Raw genomic sequence first — 14,423 nt, forward strand, 5'->3', positions numbered from 1 at the left:
AAATCCGCGCGCGCAAGCTTCTCTTTTCGAGCGCTTGCCCAATATCTCCTGTCTCTGGCGCCTGATCGAGTGAGACGCGTCAGCAGACGACGGAGGACAGCATGATGCGGATTATCGGCCTTGCGGGCTTCGCGCTGGTTTTTGCTACGGGCGCCTTGGCCCAGCAGGCCGATCAACCTCTGCTTCGCGGCGAAAAGGCCTTCGGCGACTGGAAGGCCGATCGCCCGGGCGTGCGCCGGCTGCTGAAACCTGAGGATTTGCCGAAGCCCGATATGGCGCAGTCCGCTTCGAACGGCGGCGGCGTCACCGATCGCCCGGAGGATGCCAAGCCGAAGCTCCCGCCCGGCTTTTCCGCCGAGTTGGTCGCTTCCGACATCGACAGCCCGCGCGTCGTGCGCGTGGCCCCGAATGGCGACCTCTTCGTCGCCGACAGTCGGGCAAACCAGGTCCGCGTCTATCGCCTGGCGGAAGGCAGCGCCAAGCCCGCGCAGAAGTCGATCTTCGCCAACGGTTTGACCCGGCCCTATGGCATCGCCTTCTATCCGCCGGGCGACAAGCCGCAATGGGTCTATGTCGCCAACAGCAACAGCGTGGTCCGCTTCCCCTATCGGGACGGCGACCTGGAAGCGTCGGGCAAGCCGGAAACCATCGTCGCCAAGGTCCCCGCCAGCCACCACTGGACGCGCGACATCGCCTTCTCGCCCGACGGCAAGACGCTCTATCTGTCGGTCGGCTCCGGCTCCAACATCGCCGAGGACATGGGGACGAAGCCGAAGGGCGGGGTCGAGGTGTGGGCGAAATCGCAGCCGCTCGGCGAGGCCTGGGGCGCGGAACAGGGCCGCGCCGACGTGCTCGCCTTCGATCCTGACGGCAACAACCGCAGGACGGTCGCCACCGGCTTGCGCAACTGCTCCGGCATGGCAGTGCAGCCGGCGACAGGGGCGCTCTGGTGCGTCGTCAACGAGCGCGACGAGCTTGGCGACAACACCCCCTTCGAATATGCGACCGCGGTGAAGGAAGGCGCATTCTACGGCTGGCCCTGGTATTACATCGGCGACAATGAGGACCCGCGCCACAAGGGCGCGCGCCCCGACCTCGCCGGCAAGGTCACGGTCCCGGACGTGCTGATGCAGGCGCATTCGGCGCCGCTCAACATCGCCTTCTATGAAGGCGGCAATTTCCCGGCCGACTACAAGGGCGACGCCTTCGTCGCGCTGCATGGCTCGTGGAACCGCAATGTCCGCACCGGCTACAAGGTGGTGCGGCTGCGGTTCAAGGACGGCAAGCCGACCGGCGAATATGAGGACTTCGCCACCGGCTTCGTCATGTCGGACGACGAGGTCTGGGGCCGGCCGGTCGGCGTGGCCGTGGCGAAGGACGGCGCGCTGATCCTGACCGAGGACGGCAACGGCACGATCTGGCGGATTACGTATGCTGGGTAGCTCCCGGTCGCGCTGTAATGGGCTCACCCCCACCCGGATTGCCATCCGAATTGCGAACGGCAATTCGGGGCAATCCGACCTCTCCCCGAGGGGAGAGGAGCAGGCAAGCGCCGGCGCCTACCTCTTCTCCCCTTGGGGAAAAGGTGGCCGCGCAGCGGACGAATGAGGGGCTGGCGCAAACGAATCCGGATCTAAGCGAATCCACTCCCGTTCCGTTTCGTGCAACAGACGCGTCCTGATTCTAGGCCAAAAACCATGACACTCACCGGATTCCTCGCCTACAGCGTCGCGCTCGGCGTCGCCGCCGCCATTCCAGGCCCCGGCGTCACGGCGCTGGTCGCCCGCGCGCTCGGCTCCGGCTTCCGTTCCTCGCTCGCCATGTCGTTCGGCCTGATGCTCGGTGACCTCATCTATCTCACCGCCGTGGTGCTCGGGCTCGCCTTCGTCGCCCAGACCTTCGGCATGGTCTTCCTCGCCGTCAAATGGGCCGGCGTCGCCTATTTCGCCTTCCTTGCCTGGCGCTTCTGGACCAGCGGCATCACGCCCGAAACCGTGGAGGCGCGGAAGGCCAAGGGCGGGCTGGTGTCGAGCTTCATCGCCGGGCTGACGGTGACGCTCGGCAATCCGAAGACGATGATCTTCTATCTCGCCATCACGCCGACCATCGTCGATCTGAAGACGATCACGTTCGCCGACTACGCCATCCTTGCGGTGCTCACCGTCGCGGTGCTGTTCGTGGTGCTGGTGCCCTACCTGGCACTGGCGGCCAAGGCGCGGTGGTTCCTGAAATCGCCGCGCGCGCTGAAGGCGCTGAACCGCACTGCAGCCGGCTTCATGATGGGGGCGGCGGCCGCCATCGCGGCGAGGCAGTAGGCTCCAATCTCAACCCGTCCCGGATTCAGCCAAACCATTCCTGAAACTGCCGGCAGCGGGAAATGCATTTCCGGTCGCGGGCGGTTTTGAGCAACCGCCCCACTCGGATATTTTCCAGCCTCGGCCTATCTTGCGCGGCTGAAAGCCTTATTCTGTCAGCCTGTACCATTGCCCTGGGAGCGAAACCAATGAACAAGCCCGTCACCTCCGCGCGCGTGCCCGGCCGCGGCCGCGTCTTCAATTCGATCACGGAGACGATTGGCGACACGCCGCTGGTCAGGCTGGACAAGTTCGCCAGGGAGAAGGGCATCGTCGCCAACCTTCTGGCCAAGCTCGAATTTTTCAACCCCATCGCCTCGGTCAAGGACCGTATCGGCGTCGCCATGATCGAGGCGCTGGAGGAAGCCGGCAAGATTTCGCCCGGCAAGACCACGCTGATCGAGCCGACCTCCGGCAACACCGGCATCGCGCTCGCCTTCGCCGCCGCCGCCAAGGGCTACAAGCTGATCCTGACCATGCCGGAGACGATGTCGGTCGAGCGCCGCAAGATGCTGGCGCTGCTCGGCGCCGAGCTGGTGCTGACCGAGGGCCCGAAAGGCATGAAGGGCGCCATCGCCAAGGCCGACGAGCTCGCCGCCACGCTGCCCAACGCCATCATCCCGCAGCAGTTCGAGAACCCGGCCAATCCCGAAATCCACCGCCGCACCACGGCCGAGGAGATCTGGAACGACACCAATGGCGAGGTCGATATCTTCGTTTCCGCCATCGGCACCGGCGGCACCATCACCGGCGTCGGCCAGGTGCTGAAGAAGCGGAAGCCCTCGCTGCTCGTCGTGGCAGTCGAGCCGGAGGCATCGCCGGTTCTGTCGGGCGGCCAGCCCGGCCCGCACAAGATCCAGGGCATTGGCGCCGGCTTCGCGCCGAAAATCCTCGACACGTCCATCTATGACGAGATCGTCAGGGTGTCGAACGAGGATTCGGTCGCCAATGCGCGCCTGGTCGCCCGCCTCGAAGGCGTGCCGGTCGGCATCTCGTCGGGCGCGGCGTTGCAGGCCGCAATCGTCGTCGGCTCGCGGCCGGAGAACAAGGACAAGAACCTGGTCGTCGTCATCCCCTCCTTCGCTGAGCGCTATCTCTCGACCATTCTGTTCGACGGGCTGGGCGCCTAGGCGCATACTTCGGAGAGTGGCTTCAACGGCCTTCACGGTCGTCATCCACGGGCGGAGCAAGGAGCGTAGCGACGCGCGCAGACCCGAGGATCCATTCCGTGACTTCCGAACGCTGCCGCGGTGGAGAATTCTGCTCCGCTGCGTTCTACGATCAAGATCGCGGCATGGATTGCAGGGTCTCCGCGACGCCGCTTCGCGGCTGCTCCGCCCTGGAATGACGAAGGCGCGGAGGCTTCGGCCAATCCCCAGTGCTTGTGCCGATCTCGCGGAAAGGATGGTGAAATCTGTTCGCCGGTAAACGGCGACCTTTCAAAATCCCGTCGATTCCAGCAGTTGCTCTAATTCCCGACGAGCTTCGCCTTCTCGCCCTGCAGGAAACGCCGCAGCGCCGGGTCGCGCTCGAGGCCGATCGCCCGGTCGTAGGACTGGGCCGCCTGCTTCGTGTTGCCGAGCCTGGCCAACAGCCCGGCGCGGGCGGCCCAATAGGGCTGGTAGTCCTGCAGCCTTCTGTCCTCGCCCAGCACATAAAGCGCCGCCAGTCCGGCCGGAGCGCCCTCGGTTTCGGCGATCGCCACCGCGCGGTTGATCGCCACCACGGGCGATCCGGCCACGGCCTGCAGCGCGTCGTAAAGCTGGCGGATCGCCGCCCAATCCGTGCCGCAGCCGCGCCGGCGCGCCGTATGGGCCGACTGCACGGCGGCCTCGAGCTGGTAGCGGCCGATGATGCCTCTTTGCGCGGCGCGCACCAGCAAGGCTTCCGCCTCGTCGATCAGGCCGCTGTCCCAGAGCGCGATATCCTGCTCGGCCAAGGGCACGAAATCCCCTTGCGCGCCGCGCCTCGCCGAACGTCGCGCCTCGGCGAACAGCATCAGCGCCAGCAGCCCCAGCGCTTCCGGCTCGTCCGGCATCAGCGAGGCGACCAGCCGTCCAAGCCAGATGCCTTCGGTGGCGAGATTGCGCCGCCGGCTGTCGGTGCCGGTCGGGTCCGACCAGCCTTCGGCGAAGGTGGCGTAGATCGCCTCCAGCACCGCGCCCAGCCGCTCGCCCAGCTCCGCCTGCTCCGGCACGCGGAAGGGAATCCCGGTCTCGCGGATACGCGCCTTGGCCCGCACCAGCCGCTGGCTCATCGTCGCCGGCGAGACCAGGAAGGCCGAGGCGATCGTCGCGGCGTCGAAACCGAGGATCGTCTGCAGGATCAGCGGGGCGCGCACGCTGGTGTCGATCGCCGGATGGGCGCAGGCGAACATCAGCCGCAACCGGTCGTCCGGCAGCTCCTCGCCTTTCATGCGCGCCTCCATTTCTTCGGCGATCAGCTTCAGGTGATCGCGCGCCGCCTCGCCGGTGAGCCGCCGCCGCACCGCGTCCACGTCGCGCCGGCGCGCCACCGACAGCAGCCAGGCTTCCGGTTGCTCCGGGACGCCGGTTCGGGGCCAGCGTTCGAGCGCGGCGGCGAAGGCGTCGGCCAGCGCGTCCTCGGCGCCGGCGACGTCACGCGTACGCGCCGCGAGCCACGCGACCAGCTTGCCGTAGCTGCGCCGGGCGGCCGCTTCCGCCGCCGCCCGCGCGATCCCCGAGCGATCATCCATCGCGGGTCACTCCGCGGCTGCGACGTACTCGGCCATTTCCCAGATCGGCCGCACCTCGACCGTGCCGGTGGAGGACGCGGGGCAGCGCGCACCCCATTCGATGGCCGTGTCGATGTCGGCCGCCTCGATCATGTAGAAGCCCGCCAGTTGCTCCTTGGTGTCGGCATAGGGGCCGTCGAGCACATTGGTCTTGCCACTGGCCAGCCGCACCGAGGTGGCCGCCTGGGTCGGGCGCAGCCGCTCGCCGGCGATATAAGCGCCGGATTTCTTGAGCGCCTCGGTATAGGCGCCGTAGGCCGCGAGGGTCTGTTGGGTCTGCTCCCTCGGAGCGTTCGCCATCGCGGCTTCGTCATTGTAGATCAAAAGCATGTATCGCATGGTCTTCTCCCGTTTTCTGAAGGCCGCATCGTCGCGTGCCGGCCTATGTCGTGCGGCGTCGGCCGATTTCGACAGGCGTCCGAAAAATCTTTCGTCCCCAAAGCAATCGAGCGCAAGCCGGCGCTTTCGCAGCCGCTCAACCGTTCGTCTAATAGATGCAATTGCGGGTTGGCATTTGGTGCTGCGGGACGGCTGGTGGGTCTATGCGCCGTGGATAGGACCCCAGCCGCGCCTGGTGCTCGCGGCGTCCGGCGCCACGGGGGAAGGCTGGACGCTGTGCACGGTCACGGGCTGTCGGGAGCTGGGCGGGACGGCCGGCGAACCCACCGTGCTCGAACCGTGCTCCGGCACGAGCCAGCCACGATAGCGCACGATCAGCCCGACCACAGGGTGCGATATCTCGACATGGAAGCGGAAGCGGCCGTCCTCGACGGTTTCATAGGCGTTCGAGCGCGGCGGGCAAAGCCACATCGGCAGCGGCAGGCCGAGAAAGCTCCAGCGGCGCAGCACGAGCCGAAGCCGGTTGCCGTCGACGACCAGCGCCATGGCGAAGGTGAGCGGGCCGAAGCGTTCGCAAAGCAGCCGCTCCGATCGGCCGCGTCCGGCGAACTGTCGGCTCGAAAAACCATGCGCGCCGAATGTGCGGATCCAGGTCTCGCCTCGCCCGTCGGCAACGAAACGTACCTTGACGGGGACATCGGCCGCGCCAGGCGGGAAGCCGGCCGTGCGCGCCGCAAGCCGGCTAAGCATGCTGCTGCCGCGTTCGACGCTGGCGCGTCCGTCCGCCATTGCCGTTCCCTCATGCATGGCGCGGATTTCGGCCGGAAGGCTTTGCCACGCATCGCCGAGCAGATCCGGATAGAGCGCCTTCCCCTTGGCGGTGTCGTCCCTGAAGCCGGTGTGGATCGTCGTGCCGCCGAACAGCGCCTCATAGTCCTCCAACTCGACATCGCGCGTCGCCGCTCGCGCGCCGGGTGAGGGCATGCGGCCGTCGAGTGCCTTGCGGATGATCGCTTCGACCGCCATGGCGGGGATCAGCGGCCCGTCGTCGCCCTCGGCCAACAGGTGCCAGGACCGCCTGATCGGCCTGCCCCCCGCATCCGCGCCCTCGACCGCGACGAACATGCCGCCGCGATGCTCGCCCCATGACAGTCGGTTGGTCGCCCAATGCATCAGCGGCGCCAGCGGTGACAACGACCGCGCGAGGCCGGCGCGGACCAGCCAGGCCAGGCCGATCAGCGCCCGGTGCAGCAGCTCGGGCACCGGGCCGGCGCCCATCCAGATCGTGCTCGCTTCCGGCCACAGCGCCTGCAGGGCGCGCAAATCCGGCACGTCGACCAGCGAGAACAGCGTGTTTCTCACCGGCACGCGCCCAGGCGGCGCGATCGTGTGGCGTATCTGCTCGGTGAGCGGGTAACCTTCGGCAGGCTTGCCGTCCCGCACCAGCCGCACCGGCCGGCCGGCATAGCTCGCAATGGCGCGGATGACGTTCTCGCCGACGCCGGCGAAGGGCGATGGCGCGATGCCACCGCGAATGCTCTCCACACGCGCCATGCCGGCCGAGAGGCGCCGAACCACCGCTGCCGTCAGCACCGGGAAGCTCGACACGCCGGAGAGCACGACGACGCCGGCCGCCCTGGCCGCCGCATCGAAGGCCGAAACCCCGGCGACGAAGTCCGAGCCGTCGGCAAGGTCGAGATAATGGATGCGTTGGGCGACACAGGCTTCGACCAGCCGGTAACGCCCCTCGCCATAAGCCTGGAACGGGCCGCTGGCGTCGACGACGATATCGGGCCGCAGGACACTGAGTTGCGGGCCGAGGTCGCCGTCGCGGTCGAACGTCGCCGGCACGAGGCGGGCCTTGGTCGGGGCTCGCTCCTTGCGGCAGGCCTCGGCCCTTGCCAGCGACCGGCCGGCGATGATGAGCTCGAGCCGAGGCTCATTCTCCAGCAATTGGACGATGCGTCCGCCGAAGGTGCCGTAGCCGCCGACGATGAGAAGCTTCATGCTCCGCCCCCAGTCTTGCCGGAACCGCCGTCAGCCGACCAGCCGCTCCCGCAACTTGGCCGAAGGTATCTCGCAACTTTGCTTCCGGCAGAACAGCGCGTAGCGGTTTCTGGCGACGCGGTCGTAGAGCCAGTCGCGCAGCGGCCTTGGCAGGATGAGCAGCGCCTTCGTCGCGCGCCATGGCCAGCCGAGCGCGGCCATGACGGCGACGAAACTGTCGAGCTTCGTGAAAGCGGCGCCATCGATGATGGCGAGGTTGCTGTCGTAATCGTCGGTCGGCAGGCCATGCTCGCGAAACAGCGCCTCGCCGAGCGGCGATTGCGCGGTGGCGAAGCGGAAGCGTTTTTCCCGGTCCAGCCTGAGGATGAGCCGGACGAAGCCCGAGCAGAACATGCAGACGCCGTCGAAGACGATCAGCGGCTGGCTTGCGTCATAGGCCTGGGTTGGAGAGGCGGGACGGTTCGGTTCGGGCAGGTCGGTCATGGCGGCCCCGGCTGCTTGTGACCCCAAACACTAAGCTAGGAGACACACTAAGCCAGCCGGCGGCGGCGTCAAAGTCGCGGCGTTGTCGCACGCCAGTTGGCGGCGAGCACCAGGCGCTCGGCGCGATAGGTGGTGGCGCGCTGATCGGCGGCCGGCCGGCAGATGCGGCTGTGGTGGGCGCGTAGGCGGGTCATGATCAGTTCGCGCTGACGCCCAGCGAGTTGCCGCGGCGCGCGCAGGCCGGGCCCGGGCCGCGCATGTAATAACGCTCCGGCCGATAGGTCGGCGCGACGAATTCGCGAATAGCGGCGGCGTAGCCGGCGATGTGGTTCCAGAAGTTCATTTTACTTAGTCCCTGTCCCGCTTTCGGATGTCCCTTCCGAATTGTTCGAGAGCATAGCGTCGAGGCGTGAATAGTCGGTGAACGTGATGTTAATTTCTGGTCCGAAAGTCGTTGCATCGTGGCCGGATTGCGGCTGATTCGCGGTCTTTCGGTGCCTTTCGTCGCCTTTCCGCCCGGTGTGACTTTTGCATCACATATGTTTCGTTCTGATGTCGCCTGGGCGCGCTTCTGTTTCACCTTCGTCCGGCAACAGGAAATTTCCTTCGCCGCCGAGCCGGACAGGAACCTGTCACGGAAGCCGACGTTGACCCCGCAAGGCTGGGGCGAACCTGGCCGTGTTGACGGCTGTCCGCCGCGCAACTTCCCGACAATGCGAAACATGGAAAGGCAACCGCCATGGGCTTCTTTTCGAAGGACATCAAGACGCTGGACGATCTCTTCATCCACACGCTGCGCGACATCTATTACGCCGAGAAACAGATCGAGAAATCGCTGCCGAAGATGATCGACAAGGCGACCGATCCGCAATTGAAAGCCGGCTTCGAGAAGCATCTTACGCAGACCAAAGGTCATATCGAGCGGGTCGAGCAGGTGTTCGAACTGCATGGCGTCAAGGCCAAGACCGTCGACTGCCCGGCCATCGACGGCATTCTCGCGGAGGCCGACGAGGTGAGCGGGGATGTCGACGACAAGGAGGTCCTGGACGCGGCCCTGATCGCTTCCGCGCAGGCGGTCGAGCATTATGAGATAACGCGCTACGGCACGCTGATCGCCTGGGCCAAGCAGCTCGGTCGCAGCGACTGCGCCAACGTGCTGGCCAAGAACCTCAAGGAGGAAGAGGCGACCGACCGCAAGCTCACCGAGATCGCCGAAAGCAAGGTGAATTTGCAGGCGGCCGAATAGCCGTGCCCATCTGAGGCTGGCGCCTCTGGCGTCGGCCTTCCTGTCCGGGAACCGAAGCGGCGCTCGGGCCGTTTCGGTTTGTCCGATGCTGCAAGGAGTTCGTCATGGCGCCGCGCCCCGCCTGGAGCGGTTATCTCAAGCTTTCACTGGTCACCTGCGCCATCGAACTGAGCAACGTCGTCACCCACGCCGAAAAAGTGTCCTTCCACATCCTCAACCGCAAGACCGGCAACAGGGTCCGGCGTGTCTATGTCGACCAGAAAAGCGGCAAGCCGCTGGAAGAGGATGAGGAGGTCAGGGGCTTCGAGGTCGGCAAGGACGAATTCATCCGCATCGAGGACGAGGATATCGAAGCGGTCCAGATCGAGTCCTCGCACACGCTCGATCTCGATGGTTTCGTGGACAAGACTTCGATCGACCAGGTTTTTCTCGACACGCCCTACTACGTCTCGCCGGCCGACAAGGTGTCGGAGGAGGCTTTCGCCGTCATTCGCGATGCCCTGGCCGAGAAGAAAATGGCCGGCCTCGCCCGCATCGTGCTCTATCAGCGCGAGCGCCCGGCGGTGATCGAGCCGTTCGGCAAAGGCATGCTGCTGACGACGCTGCGCTACGGCGATACGGTGCGCAACGCGTCCGACATCTTCGCCGATATCCAGTCCGTGAAGCTGGACGGGGAGATGGTCGAGCTTGCCGAGCATATCATCGACAAAAAGAAGGCGAAGTTCGATCCGGCCAAGTTCAGGGACAGGTACGAGGAATCGCTGCTCGAGCTGGTCCGCTCCAAGAAGGGGGGCAGAAAGGCGCCAAAGGCCAAGGCATCGCCGAAACCGTCCAATGTCGTCAATCTGTTCGACGCGCTGAAGAAGAGCCTCAACGCGGATGATAGCAAAGCCGGCAAGGCGTCGTCCAAGGCGCCGGCCAAACGGGCGAAGGCCAAGGCCGCCCCGAAGCGCAAGTCCGCATAGGGAGCCCAAGCTGATGGCCAGCCTTGAACAATATCACGCCAAACGCGATTTCAAGAAAACCGCCGAGCCGGCCGGCAAGGTGACCCGCGGCAAGCAGGCCGGCGGCATCTTCGTCGTCCAGAAACACGCGGCGACGCGGCTTCATTACGATTTCCGCCTGGAGCATGACGGCGTGCTGTGGAGCTGGGCAGTGACACGCGGCCCGAGCCTGGACCCGCATGAGAAGCGGCTTGCCGTGCATGTCGAGGATCATCCGATCGACTACGCTTCCTTCGAAGGCACCATTCCGAAGGGCCAATATGGCGGCGGCGCGGTCCTGGTCTGGGACGAAGGCACATGGACGCCGGATGGCGATCCGGCCAAGGGCATGAAGAAGGGCCATATCGACTTCGAACTGCAAGGACACAAGCTCAACGGCCGCTGGCATCTGGTCAGGCTGAAGCCCCGCCCCGGCGAGAAGCGCGACAACTGGCTGCTGATCAAATCCGACGACGCCGCCGCCCGGCCCGGCGAGGACATTCTGGTGGAGGAGCCTCGTTCGGTTAAATCCGGTCTGACCATCGAGGAAGTCGGTGAGGGCAAGGCCGCCAAGGGGCAGAAACCGAAAGTCTGGCAGTCCAACAAGCCTGCCAAAGCCAAGGCCGGGCAGGCCAGGCGCCTTGAATTCATCGAGCCGCAATTGGCGACGTTGGAGAAGGAGGCACCCGGCGGCGATGACTGGCTGCACGAAGTAAAATTCGACGGCTACCGCATGCAGGCGCAGATCGAAGGCAGCGAGGTCAGGCTGCTCACGCGCGCCGGCCTCGACTGGACCGGTAAATTCGAGGGGCCGGTTACCGCCGCGCTGGCTAGGCTGAAATGCCGCGACGCCATCATCGATGGCGAAATCGTTGTGCTGGCAGACAGCGGCGTGTCGTCCTTCCCGTTGCTGCAGGCGGATCTGTCGGCGCGCCGCGCCGACCGTTTCATCTATTATGTCTTCGATCTGATGCGGCTCGACGGCGAGGATTTGCGCCGCGAGCCGCTGGTCGAGCGCAAGCAGGCGCTGGCCGAGCTGCTCGGCGACCAGCCCGAGGATTCGGCGCTGCGCTTCAGCGACCATTTCCACGAGCCCGGCACGGTAATGCTGCAGCATGTCTGCCGCATGGGCCTGGAAGGCGTGGTGTCGAAGCGTGCCGACGCGCCCTATCGCAGCGGGCGCGGCCTTACATGGATCAAGTCGAAATGCACGCTGAGGCAGGAGTTCGTCATCGGCGGCTACCTGCCTTCCGACAAGACGGGCCGCGGCCTGCGCTCTCTGCTGGTCGGCTTCAATGAAGGCGGCAAGCTGCATTACGCCGGGCGTGTCGGCACCGGTTTTTCCGGCAAGGTGATGACGGATCTGAAAAAGAAGCTCGATGGTCTCGAGACGAAGACCTCGCCCTTCTCGGCCGCGGTGCCCAAGGGCAAGGGCCTCACCTTCGTCAAGCCGGAACTTGTCGGCGAGGTGGAGTTCCGCAGCTGGACATCCGACCGTATAATCCGCCACGCCTCCTTCCAGGGGCTTCGCGAAGACAAGCCGGCGGAGGAAGTCGTGCAGGAAAAGCCGAAAAAGGCCGGGAGCGAAGCAAAGCCGGGCGTAAAACCCGCCAAGACCTCGGCCGGGCAGGCGAAAACGTCGATAAAACTCTCGCATCCCGACAAGCTGCTATGGCCCGACGAGAAGGTTTCGAAACAGGACCTGCTCGATCACTACGCGCTGGTCTGGCCGCGCATGGAGCCGTTCGTCGTCAACCGGCCGCTGAGCCTGGTGCGCGCGCCGGACGGCATCCGCGGCCAGCGCTTCTTCCAGAAACACGCCTCGCCCGGCATGAGCGACAAGATCGCCCGCATGAAAGATCCAACCGATGGCGAGGAGATCCTCTACATCAAGGATTTCGACGGGCTGGCGGCGCTCGTCCAGTACGGCGTGGTCGAGGTCCATATCTGGGGCTCGACCATCGATCAGCTGGAAAAGCCGGACCAGATCATCTTCGACCTCGATCCGGACGAAGGCGTCGATGTCGGCAAAGTGCGCGAGGCGGCGCTCGACATCCGCGGGCAACTCGACGAATTGTCGCTGCCCAACCTGGTCAAGACTTCAGGCGGCAAGGGCTATCACGTGCTGGTGCCGCTGAAACCCTCGGCGGAGTGGGACGAGGTCAAGGATTTCGCACATGATTTCGCCCGCGCTCTGGAGCAGGCCGCGCCCGACCGCTACACGGCGACGCTGTCGAAGAAGGCGCGTACCGGCAAGATCTTCGTCGATTATCTGCGCAACGGCCGCGGCGCGACCACGGTGGCGCCCTATTCCTCGCGCGCCAAGAAGGGCGCGACGATATCGATGCCGGTGACCTGGCCGGAGATCGAGAAGGGGCTGGCTCCGAATGCCTTCCCGCTTGGCGACGAGACGACGCTGGCGCAGCTGAAGAAGGCAGATCCCTGGAAGGAGTTCTTCAAGCTGGGGAAGGCACTGAAAAGGGGGTGAATCTTTTCGACGTCGGCAGGGCAGAGCGGGGTGCCTCGCGCTGACGTTGCAGGCGTATCGTTTGCGGCGCAGCTCTGGAGCAATTCCAGGAAAAGTGTGAGCGGGTTTCCGTCCGGAATTGCGTAAAAACAAAGAGATAGAGCGGTTCGCCGTTTCCGTGAAACGGTGAAACGCTCTAAGCCAGAAACATCCGCTCGAACGCCTGCCTCCCCATTGGCGAGAACACCACGGCGCGGCTGTTCTTCTCGCGCCGCGCCCATTTCTCGGCGATGATCTTGTCGAGGATCGCGGCGCCCAGCGTGCCGGCCAGATGCGAGCGCCGCACGCTCCAGTCGAGGCAGGCGCGGCATACCGGCCGCCGCGCCTGGGCTTGGGTCTCGATGCCGAGCGCGGAAAAATGCGAGGCGCCGGCTGGCGAGAGCCGGATTTCATTGTCCTCGCGCAGCAAAAGCTTCCTGTCGAACAGCCGGTCGAGCATCGCCACTGCCTGCTCGCCGGCGAGGTGATCGTAGCAGACCCGCGCCACGCGCATGGCCGCATCGCGCGGTCCGGGCCGTACCCGCTTCGGGCCGACCGCCTCGGCGACGCCGATGATCGCCTCGATCATGCCGGCCACCTGCGCGCTGGCAAGCCCGTAATAGCGGTGGCGGCCCTGGCTCGCCAAGGTGAGCAGCCCGCCCTCCATCAGCTTCGACAGATGCGAGGAAGCCGTGGGCAGCGACACGCCGGCTTCCAGCGCCAGTTCCGACGCGGTCAGCGCCGTGCCGCCCATCAGCGCGTTCAGCATGTTGGCGCGGGCCGGGTCGCCGACCAGGCTGGCAATGCGGGCGATATCGGGTCCTTCACGCATGGTCCTCATCGAAGCATTCTCGTCAGGGAAACATTATTCTGCGGCCATCTTCAAGCAGCCCGGGCAAACACTCCTGACAAGGAAAATGCCTAGCACAGAGGCGTAAGCGATGTTTCGATCGCGGTCGAAGCATCGATGTGCAGAAGCCAACCGACGAGGAGACCCGACATGACCATCACCTGCTTCATCCGCTACGAGATCGACCCGTTCGGCAAGGCGGCCTTCGAGCAATATGCGCGCGCCTGGGGCCAGGCCATTCCGCGCTGCGGCGCCGACCTGATCGGCTACTATGGGCCGCATGAAGGCTCGGCCACCACGGCTTACGCCGCCTACAACATCGAAAGCCTCGCGGCCTACGAGGCCTATCGCGCGCGGCTTGCCGAAGACGCGGTCGGCAAGGCAAATTACGAATTCGCCAGGCGCGAGAAATTCATCCTGAAGGAAGATCGCGTCTTCCTGAAGCTGGTGTCAGGGCCGCATGGCCCGAGGCAGGTCTTTCGCACCGACGTAATGATCAAGGAAGGGATCGAGGCATGATCGCTGTCATCTTCGAGGTCGAGCCGGCGGAAGGGAAGCGAGATGCCTATCTCGGCATCGCCGCCGACCTTAAGCCGCTGCTCGAGAGCATCGACGGCTTCATCTCGGTCGAGCGCTTCCAGAGCCTGACCGATCCGAAGCGCGTGCTGTCGCTGTCCTTCTGGCGCGACGAGGAAGCGGTGGAGGCCTGGCGCAACACCGGGGAGCACCGGCAGGCCCAGAAGGCCGGTCGCGGCGGAATCTTTGCCGGCTACCGTCTGCGCATCGCCCACGTGGTGCGCGACTACGGCATGGACGAAAGGGCAGAGGCGCCGGCGGATAGCAGGGTCTTGAATGGGTGAAGCGCGCCTTCCCCTTCTCCCGCAAGGGAGGAGGAGAAGA

General features: G+C 65.5%; 15 protein-coding genes. 8 read left to right on the forward strand and 7 right to left on the reverse strand.

Translation table 11 applies throughout. The features are described 5' to 3' along the window. The first annotated feature begins 101 nt into the window (after window positions 1-101). The 3 genes from FJW06_RS13445 to cysK all read left to right on the forward strand — a co-directional run bounded on the left by FJW06_RS13445 (window position 102) and on the right by cysK (window position 3,484). Window positions 102-1,442 carry a sorbosone dehydrogenase family protein gene (locus tag FJW06_RS13445; RefSeq protein ID WP_140752384.1) on the forward strand — a complete coding sequence of 447 codons (1,341 nt, stop codon included), beginning with the start codon at window positions 102-104 and terminating at the stop codon, window positions 1,440-1,442. A 255-nt stretch (window positions 1,443-1,697) separates the two neighbouring features. After that, window positions 1,698-2,315: a LysE family translocator gene (locus FJW06_RS13450; protein ID WP_140752386.1), complete on the forward strand. Its 618-nt coding sequence runs from the start codon at window positions 1,698-1,700 to the stop codon at window positions 2,313-2,315. A gap of 188 nt (window positions 2,316-2,503) precedes the next feature. Then, on the forward strand, window positions 2,504-3,484 hold the full coding sequence (gene cysK / locus FJW06_RS13455; protein ID WP_140752388.1) for a cysteine synthase A: 981 nt from the start codon (window positions 2,504-2,506) through the stop codon (window positions 3,482-3,484). Between the two features lie 338 nt (window positions 3,485-3,822). On the opposite strand, the gene FJW06_RS13460 is transcribed toward cysK, so the two are convergent. From FJW06_RS13460 to FJW06_RS13480, 6 genes are all read right to left on the reverse strand, one after another. After that, window positions 3,823-5,070, reverse strand: coding sequence for an RNA polymerase sigma factor (locus FJW06_RS13460; RefSeq protein WP_140752390.1), 1,248 nt, complete (start codon window positions 5,068-5,070; stop codon window positions 3,823-3,825). 6 nt (window positions 5,071-5,076) lie between these two features. Further along, window positions 5,077-5,448, reverse strand: a complete 372-nt coding sequence (locus FJW06_RS13465) for a YciI family protein (RefSeq protein ID WP_140752392.1) — start codon at window positions 5,446-5,448, stop codon at window positions 5,077-5,079. Between the two features lie 201 nt (window positions 5,449-5,649). Continuing rightward, window positions 5,650-7,455, reverse strand: a complete 1,806-nt coding sequence (locus FJW06_RS13470) for an SDR family oxidoreductase (protein ID WP_140752394.1) — start codon at window positions 7,453-7,455, stop codon at window positions 5,650-5,652. Window positions 7,456-7,485: 30 nt separating this feature from the next. Next, a complete protein-coding gene (locus FJW06_RS13475; RefSeq protein ID WP_140752396.1) occupies window positions 7,486-7,938 on the reverse strand; it encodes a thiol-disulfide oxidoreductase DCC family protein in 453 nt (150 codons plus the stop codon). Window positions 7,939-8,006: 68 nt separating this feature from the next. Then, entirely contained in the window at window positions 8,007-8,132 is a 126-nt protein-coding gene (locus tag FJW06_RS30800; protein ID WP_263649576.1) for a hypothetical protein, read from the reverse strand. A 2-nt stretch (window positions 8,133-8,134) separates the two neighbouring features. After that, the gene (locus FJW06_RS13480) at window positions 8,135-8,281 is read right to left on the reverse strand and encodes a hypothetical protein (protein WP_108702809.1); all 147 of its coding nucleotides are present in this window, start codon (window positions 8,279-8,281) and stop codon (window positions 8,135-8,137) included. Window positions 8,282-8,677: 396 nt separating this feature from the next. On the opposite strand from FJW06_RS13480, the gene FJW06_RS13485 reads away from it, so the two are divergent. The 3 genes from FJW06_RS13485 (at window position 8,678) to ligD (ending at window position 12,655) form a co-directional block, all read left to right on the forward strand. Continuing rightward, window positions 8,678-9,184 carry a ferritin-like domain-containing protein gene (locus FJW06_RS13485; RefSeq protein ID WP_140752398.1) on the forward strand — a complete coding sequence of 169 codons (507 nt, stop codon included), beginning with the start codon at window positions 8,678-8,680 and terminating at the stop codon, window positions 9,182-9,184. Window positions 9,185-9,288: 104 nt separating this feature from the next. Then, complete coding sequence (locus tag FJW06_RS13490; RefSeq protein ID WP_140752400.1) at window positions 9,289-10,149, forward strand: Ku protein; 861 nt, start codon at window positions 9,289-9,291, stop codon at window positions 10,147-10,149. A 13-nt stretch (window positions 10,150-10,162) separates the two neighbouring features. Then, complete coding sequence (ligD, locus tag FJW06_RS13495; protein WP_140752402.1) at window positions 10,163-12,655, forward strand: DNA ligase D; 2,493 nt, start codon at window positions 10,163-10,165, stop codon at window positions 12,653-12,655. Between the two features lie 175 nt (window positions 12,656-12,830). Here the strand turns inward: ligD and FJW06_RS13500 are convergent, their stop codons facing one another. Continuing rightward, window positions 12,831-13,505: a winged helix-turn-helix domain-containing protein gene (locus FJW06_RS13500; protein WP_140752404.1), complete on the reverse strand. Its 675-nt coding sequence runs from the start codon at window positions 13,503-13,505 to the stop codon at window positions 12,831-12,833. A gap of 168 nt (window positions 13,506-13,673) precedes the next feature. On the opposite strand from FJW06_RS13500, the gene FJW06_RS13505 reads away from it, so the two are divergent. Then, window positions 13,674-14,042 (forward strand): NIPSNAP family protein, encoded by a 369-nt coding sequence (locus FJW06_RS13505; protein WP_140752406.1) that lies wholly within the window; start codon window positions 13,674-13,676, stop codon window positions 14,040-14,042. Beyond that, window positions 14,039-14,383 carry an antibiotic biosynthesis monooxygenase gene (locus tag FJW06_RS13510; protein ID WP_140752408.1) on the forward strand — a complete coding sequence of 115 codons (345 nt, stop codon included), beginning with the start codon at window positions 14,039-14,041 and terminating at the stop codon, window positions 14,381-14,383. The genes FJW06_RS13505 and FJW06_RS13510 overlap by 4 nt, the downstream gene beginning before the upstream one ends. Window positions 14,384-14,423 lie beyond the last annotated feature (40 nt).

The organism is Mesorhizobium sp. B4-1-3 (assembly GCF_006439355.1).
GTDB lineage: Bacteria > Pseudomonadota > Alphaproteobacteria > Rhizobiales > Rhizobiaceae > Mesorhizobium.

What these genes read in the sequence shown, in the direction of transcription:
- FJW06_RS13445 (WP_140752384.1), top strand. Translation starts at nt 102, where the DNA reads ATGATGCGGATTATCGGCCTTGCGGGCTTCGCGCTGGTTTTTGCTACG.
- FJW06_RS13465 (WP_140752392.1), bottom strand. Translation starts at nt 5,448, where the DNA reads ATGCGATACATGCTTTTGATCTACAATGACGAAGCCGCGATGGCGAAC.
- cysK (WP_140752388.1), top strand. Translation starts at nt 2,504, where the DNA reads ATGAACAAGCCCGTCACCTCCGCGCGCGTGCCCGGCCGCGGCCGCGTC.
- FJW06_RS13450 (WP_140752386.1), top strand. Translation starts at nt 1,698, where the DNA reads ATGACACTCACCGGATTCCTCGCCTACAGCGTCGCGCTCGGCGTCGCC.
- FJW06_RS13475 (WP_140752396.1), bottom strand. Translation starts at nt 7,938, where the DNA reads ATGACCGACCTGCCCGAACCGAACCGTCCCGCCTCTCCAACCCAGGCC.
- FJW06_RS13485 (WP_140752398.1), top strand. Translation starts at nt 8,678, where the DNA reads ATGGGCTTCTTTTCGAAGGACATCAAGACGCTGGACGATCTCTTCATC.
- FJW06_RS13510 (WP_140752408.1), top strand. Translation starts at nt 14,039, where the DNA reads ATGATCGCTGTCATCTTCGAGGTCGAGCCGGCGGAAGGGAAGCGAGAT.
- FJW06_RS13480 (WP_108702809.1), bottom strand. Translation starts at nt 8,281, where the DNA reads ATGAACTTCTGGAACCACATCGCCGGCTACGCCGCCGCTATTCGCGAA.
- FJW06_RS13505 (WP_140752406.1), top strand. Translation starts at nt 13,674, where the DNA reads ATGACCATCACCTGCTTCATCCGCTACGAGATCGACCCGTTCGGCAAG.
- FJW06_RS13500 (WP_140752404.1), bottom strand. Translation starts at nt 13,505, where the DNA reads ATGCGTGAAGGACCCGATATCGCCCGCATTGCCAGCCTGGTCGGCGAC.
- FJW06_RS13460 (WP_140752390.1), bottom strand. Translation starts at nt 5,070, where the DNA reads ATGGATGATCGCTCGGGGATCGCGCGGGCGGCGGCGGAAGCGGCCGCC.
- ligD (WP_140752402.1), top strand. Translation starts at nt 10,163, where the DNA reads ATGGCCAGCCTTGAACAATATCACGCCAAACGCGATTTCAAGAAAACC.
- FJW06_RS30800 (WP_263649576.1), bottom strand. Translation starts at nt 8,132, where the DNA reads ATGACCCGCCTACGCGCCCACCACAGCCGCATCTGCCGGCCGGCCGCC.
- FJW06_RS13470 (WP_140752394.1), bottom strand. Translation starts at nt 7,455, where the DNA reads ATGAAGCTTCTCATCGTCGGCGGCTACGGCACCTTCGGCGGACGCATC.
- FJW06_RS13490 (WP_140752400.1), top strand. Translation starts at nt 9,289, where the DNA reads ATGGCGCCGCGCCCCGCCTGGAGCGGTTATCTCAAGCTTTCACTGGTC.